General features: G+C 64.8%; 17 protein-coding genes. 7 read left to right on the top strand and 10 right to left on the bottom strand.

Annotation, left to right across the window (positions count from 1 at the left end):
* Positions 1-110: 110 nt before the first annotated feature.
* On the top strand, positions 111-1,832 hold the full coding sequence (locus tag QRN45_RS01310) for a DEAD/DEAH box helicase (RefSeq protein WP_284762233.1): 1,722 nt from the start codon (positions 111-113) through the stop codon (positions 1,830-1,832).
* 8 nt (positions 1,833-1,840) lie between these two features.
* A complete protein-coding gene (locus tag QRN45_RS01305) occupies positions 1,841-2,704 on the top strand; it encodes a DNA-methyltransferase (RefSeq protein ID WP_078108318.1) in 864 nt (287 codons plus the stop codon).
* Here QRN45_RS01305 and QRN45_RS01300 read toward each other — a convergent pair.
* The gene (locus tag QRN45_RS01300) at positions 2,701-3,546 is read right to left on the bottom strand and encodes a PHP domain-containing protein (protein WP_241710004.1); all 846 of its coding nucleotides are present in this window, start codon (positions 3,544-3,546) and stop codon (positions 2,701-2,703) included. The two genes, QRN45_RS01305 and QRN45_RS01300, sit on opposite strands and share 4 nt — an antisense overlap.
* Before the next feature lie 80 nt (positions 3,547-3,626).
* On the opposite strand from QRN45_RS01300, the gene QRN45_RS01295 reads away from it, so the two are divergent.
* Entirely contained in the window at positions 3,627-5,210 is a 1,584-nt protein-coding gene (locus tag QRN45_RS01295) for an aminopeptidase P family protein (protein ID WP_284762232.1), read from the top strand.
* Between the two features lie 86 nt (positions 5,211-5,296).
* Here QRN45_RS01295 and QRN45_RS01290 read toward each other — a convergent pair whose 3' ends face one another.
* Positions 5,297-6,118 carry a YflT domain-containing protein gene (locus QRN45_RS01290; protein ID WP_171983539.1) on the bottom strand — a complete coding sequence of 274 codons (822 nt, stop codon included), beginning with the start codon at positions 6,116-6,118 and terminating at the stop codon, positions 5,297-5,299.
* Positions 6,119-6,194: 76 nt separating this feature from the next.
* On the opposite strand from QRN45_RS01290, the gene QRN45_RS01285 reads away from it, so the two are divergent.
* Genes QRN45_RS01285 through QRN45_RS01275 form a run of 3 tightly spaced genes read left to right on the top strand, consistent with a single transcriptional unit; the run spans position 6,195 to position 9,311 of the window.
* Entirely contained in the window at positions 6,195-7,478 is a 1,284-nt protein-coding gene (locus QRN45_RS01285; RefSeq protein ID WP_078108315.1) for a magnesium transporter MgtE N-terminal domain-containing protein, read from the top strand.
* Between the two features lie 49 nt (positions 7,479-7,527).
* Positions 7,528-8,172 (top strand): DUF1003 domain-containing protein, encoded by a 645-nt coding sequence (locus QRN45_RS01280; RefSeq protein WP_078108529.1) that lies wholly within the window; start codon positions 7,528-7,530, stop codon positions 8,170-8,172.
* Positions 8,173-8,183: 11 nt separating this feature from the next.
* Entirely contained in the window at positions 8,184-9,311 is a 1,128-nt protein-coding gene (locus QRN45_RS01275; RefSeq protein ID WP_284762230.1) for an Mrp/NBP35 family ATP-binding protein, read from the top strand.
* A 3-nt stretch (positions 9,312-9,314) separates the two neighbouring features.
* Here QRN45_RS01275 and QRN45_RS01270 read toward each other — a convergent pair whose 3' ends face one another.
* The 3 genes from QRN45_RS01270 to sigE are packed head-to-tail and all read right to left on the bottom strand — an operon-like array spanning position 9,315 to position 11,283.
* The gene (locus QRN45_RS01270) at positions 9,315-9,689 is read right to left on the bottom strand and encodes a twin-arginine translocase TatA/TatE family subunit (RefSeq protein ID WP_284762229.1); all 375 of its coding nucleotides are present in this window, start codon (positions 9,687-9,689) and stop codon (positions 9,315-9,317) included.
* A 31-nt stretch (positions 9,690-9,720) separates the two neighbouring features.
* Positions 9,721-10,602 carry a hypothetical protein gene (locus QRN45_RS01265; protein WP_284762228.1) on the bottom strand — a complete coding sequence of 294 codons (882 nt, stop codon included), beginning with the start codon at positions 10,600-10,602 and terminating at the stop codon, positions 9,721-9,723.
* A gap of 36 nt (positions 10,603-10,638) precedes the next feature.
* The gene (sigE, locus tag QRN45_RS01260) at positions 10,639-11,283 is read right to left on the bottom strand and encodes an RNA polymerase sigma factor SigE (protein ID WP_078108311.1); all 645 of its coding nucleotides are present in this window, start codon (positions 11,281-11,283) and stop codon (positions 10,639-10,641) included.
* 258 nt (positions 11,284-11,541) lie between these two features.
* Here sigE and QRN45_RS01255 point away from each other — a divergent pair, with 258 nt between their 5' ends.
* Entirely contained in the window at positions 11,542-12,174 is a 633-nt protein-coding gene (locus tag QRN45_RS01255; RefSeq protein ID WP_078108310.1) for an O-methyltransferase, read from the top strand.
* Between the two features lie 76 nt (positions 12,175-12,250).
* Here QRN45_RS01255 and QRN45_RS01250 read toward each other — a convergent pair whose 3' ends face one another.
* The 5 genes from QRN45_RS01250 to dapE all read right to left on the bottom strand — a co-directional run bounded on the left by QRN45_RS01250 (position 12,251) and on the right by dapE (position 16,590).
* The gene (locus QRN45_RS01250; protein ID WP_009357720.1) at positions 12,251-12,418 is read right to left on the bottom strand and encodes a DUF3117 domain-containing protein; all 168 of its coding nucleotides are present in this window, start codon (positions 12,416-12,418) and stop codon (positions 12,251-12,253) included.
* Between the two features lie 231 nt (positions 12,419-12,649).
* Positions 12,650-13,927 (bottom strand): putative hexosyltransferase, encoded by a 1,278-nt coding sequence (locus QRN45_RS01245; RefSeq protein ID WP_502870687.1) that lies wholly within the window; start codon positions 13,925-13,927, stop codon positions 12,650-12,652.
* Positions 13,924-14,259, bottom strand: coding sequence for a DivIVA domain-containing protein (locus tag QRN45_RS01240; RefSeq protein ID WP_078108309.1), 336 nt, complete (start codon positions 14,257-14,259; stop codon positions 13,924-13,926). The genes QRN45_RS01245 and QRN45_RS01240 overlap by 4 nt, the downstream gene beginning before the upstream one ends.
* A 37-nt stretch (positions 14,260-14,296) precedes the next feature.
* A complete protein-coding gene (locus QRN45_RS01235; RefSeq protein WP_241710039.1) occupies positions 14,297-15,097 on the bottom strand; it encodes an LOG family protein in 801 nt (266 codons plus the stop codon).
* 368 nt (positions 15,098-15,465) lie between these two features.
* Positions 15,466-16,590: a succinyl-diaminopimelate desuccinylase gene (gene dapE / locus QRN45_RS01230; protein WP_284762227.1), complete on the bottom strand. Its 1,125-nt coding sequence runs from the start codon at positions 16,588-16,590 to the stop codon at positions 15,466-15,468.
* Positions 16,591-16,666 lie beyond the last annotated feature (76 nt).

Genomic DNA, 16,666 nt, shown 5'->3' with positions numbered 1-16,666 from the left:
CCCGCGATCGGCTTCCACTGGATTTGCTTGCGCCCATCCGTGCTCCGGAACGGCCCTGCCACAACCGTTGAGCACGCAGCGCAGCCCAAATGAATAAGGAAAACTCCACTGTGAGTGAATTGCACACCCATGAAGTTCTGACAGACGGAACCGAAACGATCGAACCCGAGGAAACCATTTCCTCGGATGAAACACCCCACGAGATCGCGGAAAAGACCTTCGCCGACTACAACGTCCGCGCAGACATCGTCGAATCCCTCGCCGACGCCGGAATCACCCACCCGTTCCCCATCCAGGCCATGACCCTCCCGGTCGCCCTGGGCGGTCACGACATCATCGGCCAAGCCAAGACCGGTACCGGAAAGACCCTCGGCTTCGGCATCCCGGCGCTGCAGCGCGTCGTCGGACCGGGCGACGCCGGCCACGAGAAGCTCGCAGTCCCGGGTGCGCCCCAGGCCCTGGTGATTGTTCCTACCCGCGAACTCGCCGTCCAGGTGGCAAACGACCTCCAGACGGCATCACGGAAACGCAATGCCCGCATCGCCACCATCTACGGCGGCCGCGCTTACGAGCCCCAGATCGAAGCCCTGCAAAAGGGCGTCGAGGTTGTTGTCGGCACTCCCGGCCGCCTGATCGACCTGTACAAGCAGAAGCACCTGAACCTCAAGAATGTTCGCATGGTGATTCTCGACGAAGCAGACGAGATGCTTGACCTCGGCTTCCTTCCCGACGTAGAGACCCTGATTGCCGGCACACCCGCCGTCCGCCAGACCCTGCTCTTCTCGGCCACTATGCCTGGCCCGGTCATCGCCATGGCGCGCCGCTACATGACACAGCCCACGCACATCCGTGCCGCCGACCCGGACGACGAAGGCCTGACGAAGCGCGACATCCGGCAGCTCATCTACCGTGCCCACAGCATGGACAAGGTGGAGGTCGTCGCCCGCATCCTGCAGGCCCGCGGCCGCGGCCGGACCATCATCTTCACCAAGACCAAGCGCACCGCGGCCAAGGTTGCCGAGGAACTCGTGGACCGCGGCTTCGCGGCCGCCGCCATTCACGGCGACTTGGGCCAGGGCGCCCGCGAACAGGCCCTCCGGGCCTTCCGCAACAACAAGGTGGACGTCCTCGTGGCCACCGACGTCGCCGCACGCGGCATCGACGTCGATGACGTCACGCACGTGATCAACTACCAGTGCGTCGAAGACGAAAAGATCTACCTGCACCGGGTGGGCCGCACCGGCCGCGCTGGCAACAAGGGCACAGCCGTGACGTTCGTCGATTGGGACGACATGCCGCGCTGGGGCCTCATCAACAAGGCGCTTGGCTTGAGCTACCCGGAGCCCGTGGAAACCTACTCCTCGTCGCCGCACCTTTTCGAGGAACTCGACATCCCCGCGGGCACCAAGGGCCGACTGCCCCGCGACAAGCGCACCCTCGCAGGCGTTGACGCCGAGGTCCTTGAAGACCTGGGCGAGACCGGCAAGAAGAACTCCCGTTCCGGAGGCGATTCCGGGCGTGGACGCACCGCTCGCGCCGGCGGGCGCGATGGTGGCCGTGAAGGTGCACGCCGCGGTCCCAAGTCCGGCGACGCTCCGGCCCGCGAAGGAGACGGTGATGGCGGCCGCAACCGCACGCGCCGCCGTCGTACGTCCGAAGGCGAAACAGCCCCCGCTGAGGGTTCGGCCCAGTCTGCCGAGCCCCAATCCGGGCAGGCACAGTCCGGCGAGGGCGCCGACAAGCCGGCCCGCGCACGCCGCTCCCGCACCCGCCGCCGCAACGGCGAAGTGGTCTCCGCTTCCGGTGCATCCGGCGAGAGCACCGAGGCTTAACGGCCTCAATGACTGACACTGTTTGGGCGCCGGACGGTAGCAACTTGGTGGTTCACGCGGACAACGCGGTTTTCCTCCCGACGCTGCCGGACGGCGCCTTCACACTGATTTACGTGGACCCGCCCTTCAATACGGGCCGGGTCCAGAGCCGCCAGGAAACGCGCATGGTCCGCAACGCCGACGGCGACGGCGACCGCGTAGGTTTCAAAGGCCGTTCCTATGACACCATCAAGGGCGCCCTGCACCGCTACGACGACGCCTTCAGCGACTACTGGTCCTTCCTAGAACCCCGGCTCGTGGAAGCCTGGCGACTGCTCGCCGACGACGGCACCCTGTACCTGCATCTCGACTACCGCGAGGTGCACTACGCCAAGGTCATGCTGGACTCGATCTTCGGCCGGGAGTGTTTCCTGAACGAGATCATCTGGGCCTACGACTATGGTGCACGCGCCAAGAACCGCTGGCCCACCAAGCACGACAACATCCTCGTGTACGTCAAGAACCCCGCCAAGTACCATTTCGACAACGCCGAGGTGGACCGTGAGCCGTACATGGCGCCCGGCCTCGTGACGCCGGCCAAGCGCGAACTGGGGAAGCTTCCCACGGACGTTTGGTGGCACACCATCGTTTCCCCGACCGGCAAGGAAAAGACCGGCTACCCGACGCAAAAGCCGGAAGGCCTCGTCCGGCGGATCGTCACGGCGTCCAGCCGGCCAGGAGACTGGTGCCTCGATTTCTTCGCCGGCTCAGGCACGCTCGGCTCGGTCGCGTCGAAGCTCGAGCGCAGGTTCGTGTGCGTGGACCAGAATGCCCCGGCTATCGACGTGATGCGGAAACGCCTGGACGGCAAGGCCACCTTCCACCCCGTCTAACGGACCACCGAACTGCCCGTGCCCAACTCCTCGATACGGGCCAGGACGTCGGGGGACGTCAGGTTCTCGCCGAGCAGATTGGGTTTGCCGGTTCCGTGGTAGTCGGACGAACCGGTCATGAACAAGCCATGTTCAGCAGCCAGGCGCCGCAGGAACACGCGGCCTTCCTCGGGATTGTCTCGGTGCTCCACTTCGAGCCCCAGGAGGCCGGCGTCGATCATTTCCCGGTACGTCCGCTCCCCGACCACCCGGCCGCGGGCAGAGGCCACCGGATGTGCGAAGACGGGAACTCCGCCCGCCGCCCGGACGAGCTCGACGGCGAGCGCCGGGTCCGGTGCGTAGTGCTGCACGAAGTAGCGCGAGTGCGAAGTCAGGATCGCGGTGAACGCCTCGGAGCGGCTCGCCACGGCACCGGCCGCCACGAGGGCGTCCGCAATGTGGGGCCGGCCCACGGTCGCACCCGGAGCCACATGGTGGATGACATCGTCCCAGCTCAAGGGGTAGTCCTCCGCCAGGAGCGTGACCATCCGCTTGGCGCGGGTGAGCCTCGCGTCTTTCGCCTTGGTGATTTCCTCGAGCAGGCCGGGGTGTGCGGGATCGTGGAGGTAGCTGAGCAGATGGACGCTGATCCCCTCCCGGGTGCGGCACGAGATCTCCATCCCCGGCACGAAAGCCACCCCGAATTCGAGGGCCGCGACGGAGGCCTGCTCCCATCCGTCAGTGGAGTCGTGGTCGGTCAGGGCCACCACATCCAGACCCGCAGCAGACGCGGAAGCGATCACTCCCGCGGGAGCCTCGGTCCCGTCGGAAACATTGGAGTGCGCATGCAGGTCGATCTTCACTTTCCAAGCGTATTTGATTACGGACGGCTTGGACCGTCGCGCCGCTGGCCTAGTATCGGCCTTGATGGGACGATTGGACGGTGAACGATGCAGATAACACCCAAAACGGTGAAACCACAGCCTCCCAGCCCTTGGAGGAGCGCGTCAACAACCGCTCCCAGCGGCCCACATCCGATGCCTTCAAGGCGTTCATGGCCGGCAATTGGGCGCCCGCGCCGCAGGTGACCCCTGCGCGTGACGCCGTCGCAGACCACGCCGCCACGCGTCGTCGGGCGATCTCCGGCAAGTTCGCGGGCCTGCGCCTCGTCGTACCGGCCGGCCCGCTCAAGGTCCGCTCCAACGATACCGACTACCGTTTCCGCCCCCACTCCGGTTTCGCCCACCTCACGGGCCTGGGCCTGGACCACGAGCCCGACGCCGTGCTGGTCCTGGAACCTGTCGAGGAAGGAACCGGCGACGACGGCGGCAACCACCTCGCGACGCTTTACTTCCGTCCGCTGGCCGGCCGCGACACGGAACAGTTCTACGCCGACTCGCGTTCCGGTGAGTTCTGGATCGGCGCCCGTCCGACGCTCGCCGAATTCGAAGCGCGCCTCGGACTCAGGACGGCGCATCTCGACGAACTCGAGATGGCCATCACCAAGAACGTGGGTGCCCCCGAAATCGGCGGCATCGCCATCCGCCTGGTCCGCAAAGTAGACGAGAACATCGATGCCCTCGTGGACACCGCCCGCTACAACACGGCCAAGGATCCGGAGAACCTGGACCTCGGCGAGCTCGATGCACTGGACGAACTGCTCAGCGAGGCGCTCTCTGAGTTGCGCTTGCTCAAGGACCAGTGGGAAATCGAGCAGATGAAGGCCGCCGTCGCTGCGACGGTGGAAGGCTTCGCCGACGTCGTCCGCGCCCTCCCCCGCGCCATGACCCACCACCGCGGCGAACGCGTCATCGAAGGCGCCTTCTTCGCGCGTGCCCGTGAGGAAGGGAACGAGCTCGGCTACGACACCATCGCGGCCGCCGGAAACAACGCTACGGTGCTGCACTGGACCCGGAACACGGGCAAGGTCAACGCCGGGGAACTCGTGCTGCTGGATGCCGGCGTGGAGGCAGACTCGCTCTACACAGCCGACGTCACCCGCACCATTCCGGCCAGTGGGAAGTTCTCGGATGTCCAGCGCAAGGTCTATGAAGCCGTTCTTGACGCAGCCGACGCCGGATTCGCCGCAGCCCAGCCGGGCGTGAAGTTCCGCGACATCCACACGGCCGCCACCACGGTCCTCGCAGAACGCCTTGCCGAGTGGGGCCTGCTGCCCGTCTCCGTCGAGGAAGCCATCAGCAACGAAGGCCAGCAACACCGCCGCTGGATGCCGCACGGTACCAGCCACCACCTAGGCCTGGACGTCCACGACTGTGCCCAGGCCAAGCGCGATCTATACCTGGACGGCGTGCTCACCGAGGGCATGGTGTTCACCATCGAACCCGGGCTCTACTTCAAGAACGAAGACCTCGCCATTCCGGAGGAATACCGTGGAATCGGCGTCCGGATCGAGGACGACATCCTGATGACGGCAGACGGTCCCGTCAACCTCAGCGCCGCCCTCCCCCGCAAGGCCGACGACGTCGAGTCCTGGATGGCGGGCATCTACCAGGACGCCGAAGCGTAACCACTGAGGCAAAACGCGGGAGGAGGGCTACCGGATATCGATCCGGTAGCCCTCCTCTTTTGCTGCCCCTTGGCGCTAGGAACTTTTTACTGCTTGGCCGCATCCTCGCCGTTGGCAGCGTGCTCGCCGTTTCCGGGTTCGTTCACCCGTACACCGTACTGAGGCCGGCCGTCGGGAAGATCCGGGTAGCGAACGCCGGCTGTTGGCCGCGCGGCCGCGACCGGGGCGTCTGCGACGGGCTGGGCTGGCTCGCCCGCCGTTCCCTGTCCGGCTTCGGGCCCACGCTGGCCGTAGGGGTCCTGCCAGGACGCCGGGCGTTCCGGCCCAGGGCCCTGGGGTGCGCTTGGATGGACAGGAGGGTTCCGGTAGTCCTGCGGCGTGTACGCCTGAGGAGGCCGGCCGACAGCCGCCTCGGAAGGATTCATCGGCAATTGGTGAAGGAGACGTCGGGCTTCGTTAGATGCCTCTAGCGCGACAATGACGTCATAGTTCGTCGCCACTACCTGGCTGGTGGAAGTGAAGTCCCGCTTTCCACGCTGCGCGGCGTAGGTGACGATCCCGAAGAGCATGAAGAACGCCGCGCCCATCAGCACCGACGTCACAATCGAGAAAGGTCCGCCGGCAGGGGTGAAGAACGAAAGCATGACGCCCACGAACAGGCCGAACCACATACCGCTCAGGGCGCCGGACAAAGCGACGCGCGGGTAACTGAGCCGTCCCGTGACCCGCTCCACCATTTTGAGGTCGTTTCCGACAATGGAGACATGCTGGACGGGGAACTGCTGGTCGGCTAGATAATCCACCGCCTTCTGGGCATCGAGATAGGAAGTGTAAGAGCCCACGGTGTCGCCCTTGGGGACGCTGCGGGATTCCTCCGTGGCCTTGGGGGCACCGAAAATGTTCGCCATACCCCCATTCTGTCCCATACACATGTGAACCGGCTGAAATTCAGCTAAAAGAGAGCAGACTCGGTAGCCTGTAAGGGTGAGCACAAATCCTTCACGCATCTTTGTTGCGCGCTTGCTCGGCCTCGACGTTTTCGACCCCCTGGGTGATCGCCTGGGCCGGCTGCGCGATGTCGTGGTGCTTTCACGCGGCTTGCGCGGGGCCCCGCACGCAGTGGGTATCGTCGTCGAGGTTCCGGGCAAGAAGCGCGTCTTCGTTCCCATGACCAGGCTGACGTCGATGGACCAGGCCCAGATCATCTGCACAGGCTTGGTCAATCTCCGGCGCTTCCAGCAACGCGGTGCCGAGCAGTTGGTCGTCGGCGAGCTCTTTGACCGCAAGGTGACGCTCAAGGACGGCAGCGGCGACGCCATCATCGAAGACATCGCCATGGACCAGCAGCGCAACGGCGACTGGCTGGTCTCCAAGCTTTTCGTTCGACGCGGCACGTCTACCTCCAGGCTTCGGGGGCTGCGCCGCGGCCACACCCTCCTGGTGGACTGGTCGGAGACCCTGCAGGGCTCCGAAAACGATCCCCAGGGTGCCAGCCAGTTCGTTGCCACCCACGAGGACCTCAAGCCGGCCGACTTCGCCGATGCACTCCAGGAAATGTCGGACAAGCGACGGATCGAAGTGGCCAGCGAGTTGCAGGACGAACGCCTCGCCGACGTGCTCCAGGAATTGCCCGAAGAAGACCAGGTCACGCTCTTGTCCGCCTTGGACAACGAACGCGCAGCCGACGTGCTGGAAGAAATGGACCCGGACGACGCCGCGGACCTGTTGGCGGACTTGCCTTCCGCGAAGGCCGAGGAACTACTGCTCCTGATGGAGCCCGACGAGGCCGACGACGTCCGCAGGCTCCTGCAGTATGACGAAGACACTGCCGGCGGCCTCATGACCCCGGTGCCCGTGATCCTGCCACCGGAAGCCACGGTCGCTGAAGCGCTGGCCCATGTGCGCAGCGAAGAGCTCTCCCCCGCCTTGGCTTCGGCCATCTTTATCTGCCGGCCGCCGCTGGAGACACCCACGGGACGGTTCCTCGGCGTCGTGCATATCCAGCAATTGCTCCGCAGCGCCCCGCCCGAGCAGCTGGGCAGCATCGTGGACAAGAACCTTGAGCCGGTTTCCGATCATGCCAGCGTCAGCGAGGTCAGCCACACCATGGCCTCCTACAACCTCAACTCCCTCCCGGTCGTGAACAGCGCCGGCCGCCTGGTGGGGGCGGTGACTGTTGATGACCTCTTGGACCATTTGCTCCCGGACGACTGGCGAACCCATGAAGACGGAGCCCCGATCAGGAAACTAGGAGGCCGAATTGGCTGAGAAGCCCACCACCGGAGGACTGGACACCCCGCTCGAGCTGCGCTCCCGCATGCTGCCGAACTTCGGCAGCGATCCTGATGCCTTCGGCCGGTTTGCCGAGCGCTTCGCCCGCTACATGGGTACGGCGAACTTCCTGTTCTACATGACGATCTTCGTGGTCATCTGGATCGCGTTCAACGTTATTGGCTTGTTTGGATTCCAATGGGATCCCTATCCGTTCATCCTCCTCAATCTTTTCTTCTCCACGCAGGCCTCGTACGCGGCGCCCTTGATCCTGTTGGCCCAGAACCGCCAGGACGACAGGGACCGCGTGACAATCGAGCAGGACCGCGCCCGGGACGAGCGCAACCTGGCTGATACCGAATACCTGACCCGTGAGGTCGCCGCCCTTCGCATCGCCCTGCGCGAGGTCGCTACCAGGGACTACGTGCGTGCCGAACTCCGCTCGCTGCTGTCGGATCTGCTCGAAGCGCAGGACGAGATGCGTACGGACGATCCCGCCGGCTCGAACCGGAGCGAGAAGGCCAAGGACAAGATCAAGGAAAAGCGCGACAAGCAGCGCAATCCCAGGACGCAGCAGATCCCCAAGATCCACCCGGCGCATTCCAGCGCTGACCAGACCGAACCCGACCTCTCGTCCGTCGGCACCTCGCCGGCCAGGCACTCAGGTCCTCCCGACCAGCCCGAAAGCTGAACATCCACTCCATGAGCACACCTTCTGTCGAGGACCTCAACGCTGCCTTGGCAACCGTCATCGATCCCGAACTCCGCCGTCCCATTACTGAATTGGGGATGCTGGAGTCGGTAGAGGCCAGTCCGGACGGAACTGTCCGGGTTGTGGTGCTGCTGACCATCGCCGGCTGCCCCCTGCGCGAAACCATCACGGCCGACGCCACCGCTGCCCTTGGCCGGGTTGCGGGAGTGACGGGCGTCGACGTCGAACTCAAGGTCATGACGCAGCCGCAACGAGACGCACTCAAGGAACGTCTGCGCGGCGCTGGCGGTCAACGCGGAATCCCCTTCAACGAACCTGGCTCCCTGACGAAGGTGTTCGCCGTCGCGAGCGGCAAGGGCGGTGTGGGGAAGTCCTCGGTGACGGTCAACCTTGCCTGCGCCCTTGCGGCTCAGGGGCTGCGCGTGGGAATCGTCGACGCCGATGTCCACGGCTTCTCCGTCCCGGCCCTCATGGGAATCACGCAGCAGCCCACGCGCGTGGACGACATGATCCTCCCGCCCGTGGCCTTCGGCGTGAAGGTGATCTCGATCGGCATGTTTGTTTCCGGGAACAAGGCAGTCGCCTGGCGCGGGCCGATGCTGCACCGTGCCTTGGAGCAATTCCTCACGGACGTGTATTTCGGCGATCTGGATGCCTTGTTCCTGGATCTTCCGCCGGGCACGGGCGACATCGCCATCTCCGTGGCGCAGTTGCTTCCCAACGCCGAAATCCTCGTGGTGACCACCCCGCAGGCGGCAGCGGCGGATGTTGCCGAAAGAGCCGGAACCATCGCAACGCAGACGGGCCAGAAGCTTGCCGGAGTCGTGGAGAACATGTCCTTCCTGGAGCTGCCCGACGGCGGCAGGATGGAATTGTTCGGAAGCGGCGGCGGGCGGGTGCTGGCTGAGCGGCTGAGTGCCGCCGTCGGAAGCGACGTCCCGCTGTTGGGACAGATTCCCTTGGACATCCGTCTGCGCGAAGGCGGGGACGCGGGCCGCCCGGTGGTGTTGGCGGCCCCGGAGACGGCTGCCGCGCAGGCGCTTCAGGGCATCGCGGGCAAGCTCAACGCCAAGCCGCGCGGCCTGGCCGGAATGTCCCTCGGGATCCAGCCGAAATAGCTTCTAGGTGGCCTCGGCGTCGAAAGGCGCCTTTTCGCCGACGGAAAGCCGTTCGACAACCCGCTCGGGTGCTTTCGCCGCGGTGTCCACGGCGACAGGCGCACCGTCGCTGACAGGCTTCGTGTCGTCGTCGAGCAGTGCTTCCTTGATGATCCTGCGCGGATCGTACTGGCGCGGGTCATACTTCTTCCAGTCGACGTCATCTATGTCGATGCCGACTTCTTCCTTGATCTGCTCACGGGCCCCGGACGCCATGCGCCGCAGTTCCTTGACCAGATTCGTCAACTTCCGCGTGTATTCAGGCAAACGGCTGGGGCCGATCACGATGACGCCGATGATCAGCAGGACGACGAACTCCGAGCCATTGATTCCAAACACGTATCGAAGGTTACCTTGTCCGTTGGTCCGCTCAGAAACCTGCGAGGCCCGCGAGGGCATGGAGACCCCGCTGCAACCGTTCGTTCCAGGTCTCTGCGCTGTTTTCGGCCGGCCGGGCAACCATGAGGGAGTCTCCAGCCTTCACAAGCTCCGGAACGGCTCCCGCAGCCTGGTTGGCAGGCATGTCGGACGAGTAACGCAGCACGGCTACCGGCGAGGAGTAGACGGCCTGCCACGGGGCGCCCTGGGCGATCGACAGTTGGGTCCCCGAAGCGCCGCTTCCCTCCAAGTGCTGCTCCACCAGGGTGGCGTGATGGTCACCGTCGCTGAGGCGCAGCTCAACGGCGGGGTGTCCGTCCTGCATCAGGGCCCGGGCGGAAACCATGTGGTATCCCATGCCGGCCATTTCGGGACATGCCCAGCCGTCTTTCCGCAGTTCGGACAATTGCTGCTCGTCCAGGCTCACCGTTCCTGCCACGCTGACGGGCAGACTCAGCTGCGAACCCGTCACGGGGAGCTCCTCTCCCGCACTTCCGGGCACGGTTGAGCTGACAAGGGTCCGGACTTCCTGTTCTCCGCGGTTGGATGCCTGCGGCGCAACTTCACCGCCAAGCGCGTAGGCTGCAACCGCCAGGATTCCGGCGCTCACGGCGAGTCCGCCCGCCGCGGCGCTGGCAAGCCGGATACCGTGCCACACGCTCCGCTGCGGAGCAGGACGCTCAGGAGCATCGGATTGCGCCAACCGCCGTGTGTGTTCGATCAGCCGGTTGGTGAAATCCTCGCTCGCTTCGGGAACGGACGCACGGCGGAGCCGTTCGAGGTACTGGCGTTCGCGCAGGACCGCGGCATGGCATTCAGAGCATTCCTGCAGATGGCCGGGGTCGCGGCTGTGCCGGATAGTTCCCCGAGCCAAGCTGCCGCGTCGTCCTTTCAGCAGACCCATCGGCGACTAAAGGAGGCCGGCGATGCGGGGCATCTTGAGCCGCGGCTTGCGGGCCTGGACCGGCCGTGGATCCCGATGTGCGAGTTTTTCACGGAGCATCGTCCGTCCGCGGTGGATGCGGGACCTGACGGTCCCCAGCTTCACGTCGAGCGCTTCGGCAACCTCGTCGTAGGACAGGCCTTCAAGATCGCAAAGAACGACGGCGGCGCGGAAGTCCGGCGGGAGTTCTTCCAGGGCGCGCTGGACATCCAGGTCGAGATTGTTCAGCTCGAAGCTCTGCTCGGGACCCGGTTCACGCCCGGGCAGCCGGGATTCGGCGTCTTCGGCCAGGGCATCGAAGCGAATGCGGCTCTTCCGACGGGCCTGGTCGAGGAAGAGGTTGGTAGTGATGCGGTGCAGCCAGCCGTCCAGGGTGCCTGGCTTGAAGTTTTCGAGCGAACGGAACACCCTGACGAAGACTTCCTGGGTGAGGTCCTCGGCGTCGAACTTGTTTCCAGTGAGCCGATAGGCAAGGCGGAAGACCTTGGCGGAGTGGTTCTCCACCACTTCCTCCCAGCTGGGCCTGACCCACTCCTCGGCCGGCGGGGCCGTGTCGGTGGAACCCAGGACTGCTGCCGTTGTCTGGACTGGCGCAGCACTTGATGCCCGCATCGTCCGCTCCCCTCAAACTGTTTGTCATCCTGCCGGTCACTCAGGAGTTCGTTGCCAGCCCTCGCTTGGATGGCTGGATATATATCATCCCAGTGTTGGCTGGGATTTTGCTGATCACCGGCATGCTTTTCCCGCAGAGCGAACAATGACCAGAAGGCGCCCCGAAGACACAGAATTGCGGGCCGCGGGCGTCCGGGCTGGGCGGCGCGTAGCCAGTAGTCTGGAAGCAATACCCCTCTGCCTGGAAAGCGAACCCCCATGAGTGCCGACAAGTCAACCAGCTGGTCCTATGCAGAAGATCTGCCTGCCGAGGACGACGTGTTGCTTCGCGCCCGTGAACGCTCCTACGATTTGGGCGTTACCCCGGTCAGCCCCGGAGTCGGCGCAGTCCTGACCGTCCTCGCCGCGGCCTCGAAGGCGCAGACCGTTGTAGAGGTCGGATCCGGGGCAGGCGTCTCAGGCGTGTGCCTGTTGCGCGGCCTCAGCCCGCAGGCTGTCCTGACCACTATCGACGTCGACGTCGAGCACCTCAAGGCCGCCCGCGAGGCGTTCCTGGAATCCGGCAGTCCCGCGAACCGGACCCGGACCATCTCCGGCCGTGCCGCCGACGTCCTGCCGCGCCTGACCGACTCCGCGTACGACCTCGTGTTCATCGATGCGGACAAACCCAATTTTCCCGGTTACGTCGAGCAAGCAATCCGGCTCTTGAAGTCGGGCGGGACCCTGGTGATCAACGACGCGCTGGACAAGGACAAGGTTTCCAACCCGGCTGCCCGGGACAGCACCACCGTGGTGCTTCGCCAGATCGGCAAGGCCATCCGCGACGACGAACGGCTCTCCTCGGCGATGCTTCCGACAGGTGACGGCTTGCTGGTCGCAGTCAAGAAGTAGCAGGGCGCCGTTCGCTGTTCAGGATTAAACATGAAAGCAGGGCGCCGGCTCTTATGCCGGGCCCTGCCTAGTGAATCTATTCGGTAACGCCTACGAGGCATTCCTTGAGGTTCGCCGCCTCTGCTGCGTTGAGCTCGACCACCAGCCGTCCTCCGCCTTCGAGCGGCACACGCATGATCAGGCTGCGGCCCTCTTTGGTTACTTCCATAGGGCCGTCGCCAGTACGTGGTTTCATAGCCGCCATTAGGAAAATCCCCTCCAGTTGTCCCAAATCCCGCCAACCCGGCCGGGCTGGCTCCGCGTGGAATATACGGCGCCGACATTCATGGCAGTTCAGTCGTCGTCGCCGAGCACCCGAGAGTGCTTTTGTCCTTGCTTGTGTCCATTATCTCGTAATTACCCGCCCGTAGCTAATTGATGGACTTTTCCCGGCGGGCCGTGATCGCGCTTGAACAGGGGAAAGACCGGCGCGGCATCACGGCGGGTAGTCGCCGCCGCCCGGCAGCGGGGCCCACGCCCACAGCCAGACGATCCACACGATCTGGAGGAGGAAGAACATGACCACCACGGTGCCGCGGTAGGCCTTCGAACGGGACAACCAGGCCGCGCTGAGCGCCAAGGGGAACAAAGGCAAGAGCATCCGGAACGTACTCGTCTGGGGGTGCAGGAAGATCAGGAGATAGCCCATGTAGCACGTGCACCACAGCCTCAGCTCGGCGCCGAGCGCCCGGACGGGTTTGCTCATCATCAGCAAGGCAAAGAGCCCCGCGAAGACAAACGGCGCCAGGATACCGAGTACTGGTCCGAAGAGCAGTTGGCCGGTCTCGAACCATGGCTTGAACGGAACGAGGTCGTCCCCGCGCCAAACCGTTTCAGTCTTGGTGTAGGCCAGGGGATCGCCCGTGACCGCCCAGGCAATGGCCGGCCACGCGAGGGCCCCTGCCACGCTGACGACTACAAGTGCCGCCAGCGATCCAAGTTCCCTGGACGTGGGAATGGCGGCCGCGGGCATGGTTCCTTGAACGGACTCCGCGCCGGGGCGGCGTCCAAACCTCTTCCACAATTGGTGGAGCAGGAGCAGGCCAGCCATGGCCGCGAAGGGCACGCCGGTGGGCCGCGACAGGCACATGAGCAAGACCACCGGGATCGCAGCCAGGTATTTGCGGCGCACCATAAGCAGAAGTGAACCCGCCAGCAAGAGGGTGTTGAGGGACTCGGCATAGGGGACCTGCAGGATGGCCGAGACCGGGAACATCGAGAAGAAGGTCACAGCCCAGAGCGCCGTGGTGCGCCCGGCGTATTCCCGGAACAGTTTGTAGGCCACCAGGGCCGCGCCCAGCCCGGCCACCACGGCAATGACTGTCAGGGCAGGCAGCGCCGCCAGTCCGGTGAAGGCACCGAGGGCCCTGGCAAGGTAGGGAAAAAGGGGATAGAACGCCCAGGAATTTTCCGCGACGCCGCCGTTCGCATTGAGCGGCAATTCAGACGGATACCCGTTGTTCGCGGCTTCGGCGTACCAGCGCCCATCCCAGATCGTGATGAAATTCCAGTAGTCGGGCGCCGGCGGGAACCACGGATTGACACCTTGCTGCAATGCCGCAGCCATGAAGATGCAAGCGCTGACAAGCCTCGACGCGATGTAGACGAGGGCGACCTGGACCCACCACGGCCAGGCGACGGCCCGGGCTCCGGCAAGGCGCAGCCTTCGGGCCAGGGATCCGTTAGGAGTCCCCACTTCGACTGGCCGGGTCACTCCTGTGGTTCTTCCTGGTCCCCGGCTGCTTCAAGGGCCAGTTTCAGTCGTTCGATTTCCCTCTCCTGGGACGTCAGCTGATCCCTCAGCTCATCGAGCACCTCATCCACCTGGTCCATGCGGTAGCCCCGCAGGCCCAGGGCGAAACGGACGCGGTCGACGTCGGACGCCTTGGCTCCGGCCGGCAACAGGACCGGCGGCAGGTTCGGGACAGGTTCATCCAAGCCGGCGCCGGAGTCGCGGCTGGATCTCGCCATGCCGGCGCCGAGGAACAAGACGGCACCGATAACGACAATCGCGAGGAAGACCAGAAAAAAGCTCACAACAACCATCGTGCCAGACTCAGCTGAGACCTCCGTGCCGGCAACGCTACTCCGGGCGCTGGTCGCCGTTAGTCGAGGGCGGGCGCGGGATACCGTGCAGCACGCGGTGAACCGCGTCCGCGGGATCGTCCACAAGCTGGATGAGGTCCAGGTCCTTTGCGGAAACCATGCCTTCGGCCACCAGGGTTCCTTTGATCCATTCGATCATCGGGCTCCAGAAATCGACCCCCAGAAGGACGATCGGGAATGATGTCACCTTGCGGGTCTGCACCAGAACCATGGCCTCGAACAATTCGTCGAGGGTTCCCAGTCCGCCCGGCAGCACGATGAACCCTTGCGCGTACTTGACGAACATGGTCTTCCGGGCGAAGAAGTACCTGAAGTTGATACCAAGGTCCACCCACCGGTTGAGGCCTTGTTCGAAGGGCAGTTCGATTCCCAGTCCAACGGAGACGCCGTTGCCTTCGACCGCTCCCCTGTTAGCCGCTTCCATCGATCCCGGGCCACCCCCGGTGATGACGGCGACGCCGGCTTCGGCGAGATGGCGGCCGACCTGCACGCCCATATCGTAATAGCTGGTGCCCGGCTTGGTGCGGGCCGACCCAAAGACACTGACAGCGGGGCCGAGCTCAGCGAGAGCACCGAATCCTTCGACGAATTCGCTCTGGATCCGCAGGACCCGCCACGGGTCGGTGTGAATGAAGTGGTCCGCTCCCCTGGTGTCCAGGAGTCGCTGGTCCGACATCGGCATGGTGGCCTGTTTCCGCCGAAGTTCCAAAGGTCCTTTGTGCTTTGCTGGCGGCTCCGGGGCAACGGCGGGGACTGACGGTGCCGATCCGTTGCTCATCGCCTTGCCATTGGCGTCTGGACTAGGAACTTGGGGCTGGCTCGTACTCATTGACCTAGGCTAGCGCGGATGCCGGCTGCTGCCGTTCCGGCGCGGCCCTGTTGATTGCGGTGTTGCAAACTAAGGCCCGCGCACGCTATCGGATTCTCGGCCTCGCGTCCTGCCCTGGTCATTGTCGCCATCGTCGGATTCATCGATCTTCGCTTCGCCCAGGGCGGGCCGTTCGATGCGAAGAAGTGGAACTTGTTCACTTGCCGTTGGTCCAGCAGCCGACTTCCCGCAAACGTGGGTGTGGCCCGTGGGCTTGGTTCCAGAACCAAGCCCACGGGCCACACCCGCGATCTCAAGCAAAAGTGAGGGCGCCCGACCTAGTCAGCCAGCCACGACCTGAGCGCGCGGAGGCACTCACGGATGGCATCGGCGTCGACGTGTTCGTTGTCCTTGTGCGCCAGAAGCGGATCGCCCGGCCCGAAGTTGACCGCGGGAACGCCCAGTTCGCTGAAGCGGGCGACGTCGGTCCAACCGTATTTGGGTTTGGGCTCGGCCCCGACGGCGGCAACGAAGGACGCCGCAGCCGGGTGGTTGAGTCCGGGCCGCGCTCCGGCGGCGGCATCGGTGCGGACCACGTCGAAGCCCTCCAACAATTCACGGACATGGGCTTCGGCCTGGTCCGGGGTCTTGTCCGGCGCGAAGCGGTAGTTGATCTCCACGACGCAGCGGTCCGGGATCACGTTTCCCGCGGTGCCGCCGTTGATCTTCACGGCATTGAGGCTTTCCCGGTAATCCAGTCCGTCCACGTTGACGGTGCGCGGTTCGTAGGCCGCCAAGCGGGTCAAGATGGGCGCGGCAGCGTGGATGGCATTGCTGCCCATCCATGCCCGCGCGGAATGCGCCGTTTCCCCGACCGTGGTGGCTTCGAAGCGGCTGGTGCCGTTGCACCCGCCTTCCACTGTGCCGTCGGTGGGTTCGAGGAGAATCGCGAAGTCCCCCTCCAGGAGATGGCCGTGGTTCCGTACCAAGCGGCCAAGGCCGCTCTTGACCGCTTCGACTTCCTCGTGGTCGTAGAAAACAAAGGTGACATCCTTGCCGGGCTCGGCGCCGCCGTCGAACATGGTTGCGGCCAGCGCAAGCTGCACCGCGACCCCACCCTTCATGTCCGTGGCTCCGCGTCCGTAGAGGTTTCCCGTCCCGGGGACGCCGGACTCCCACGTTGACGGCACGGTGCCGAGCGAACCCTCCACGGTGGGCAAGGGCACGGTATCGAGGTGGCCGGCCAGGATCACACGCTCCGGGCGTCCCAGCTCGGTCCGGGCAATGATCGCGTCCCCGTCCCGCACAAGCTGCAGTCCAGGGATTGTGCGGAGGGCGGATTCAACGGCGTCTGCAAGCGCGGCTTCGTTGCCGGACACGCTGTTGATGTCCATCAGCGCGGCGGTCAGAAGCGCAACGTCTTGCCTGATGTCAAGAAGGATTGGAGTAGTTTCAACGGTCACCTATCCACTGTAGCCCGAGCGAATTGCGACCCCTTCGGTCCACACACGGTTTCAAGGGAAGCAGTGGCTCTCGATA

Origin of the sequence: Arthrobacter sp. efr-133-R2A-63 (assembly GCF_030209795.1) — a bacterium.
Lineage (GTDB): Bacteria > Actinomycetota > Actinomycetes > Actinomycetales > Micrococcaceae > Arthrobacter > Arthrobacter bambusae_A.
This window is presented reverse-complemented; position numbering and strand designations above follow the sequence as displayed.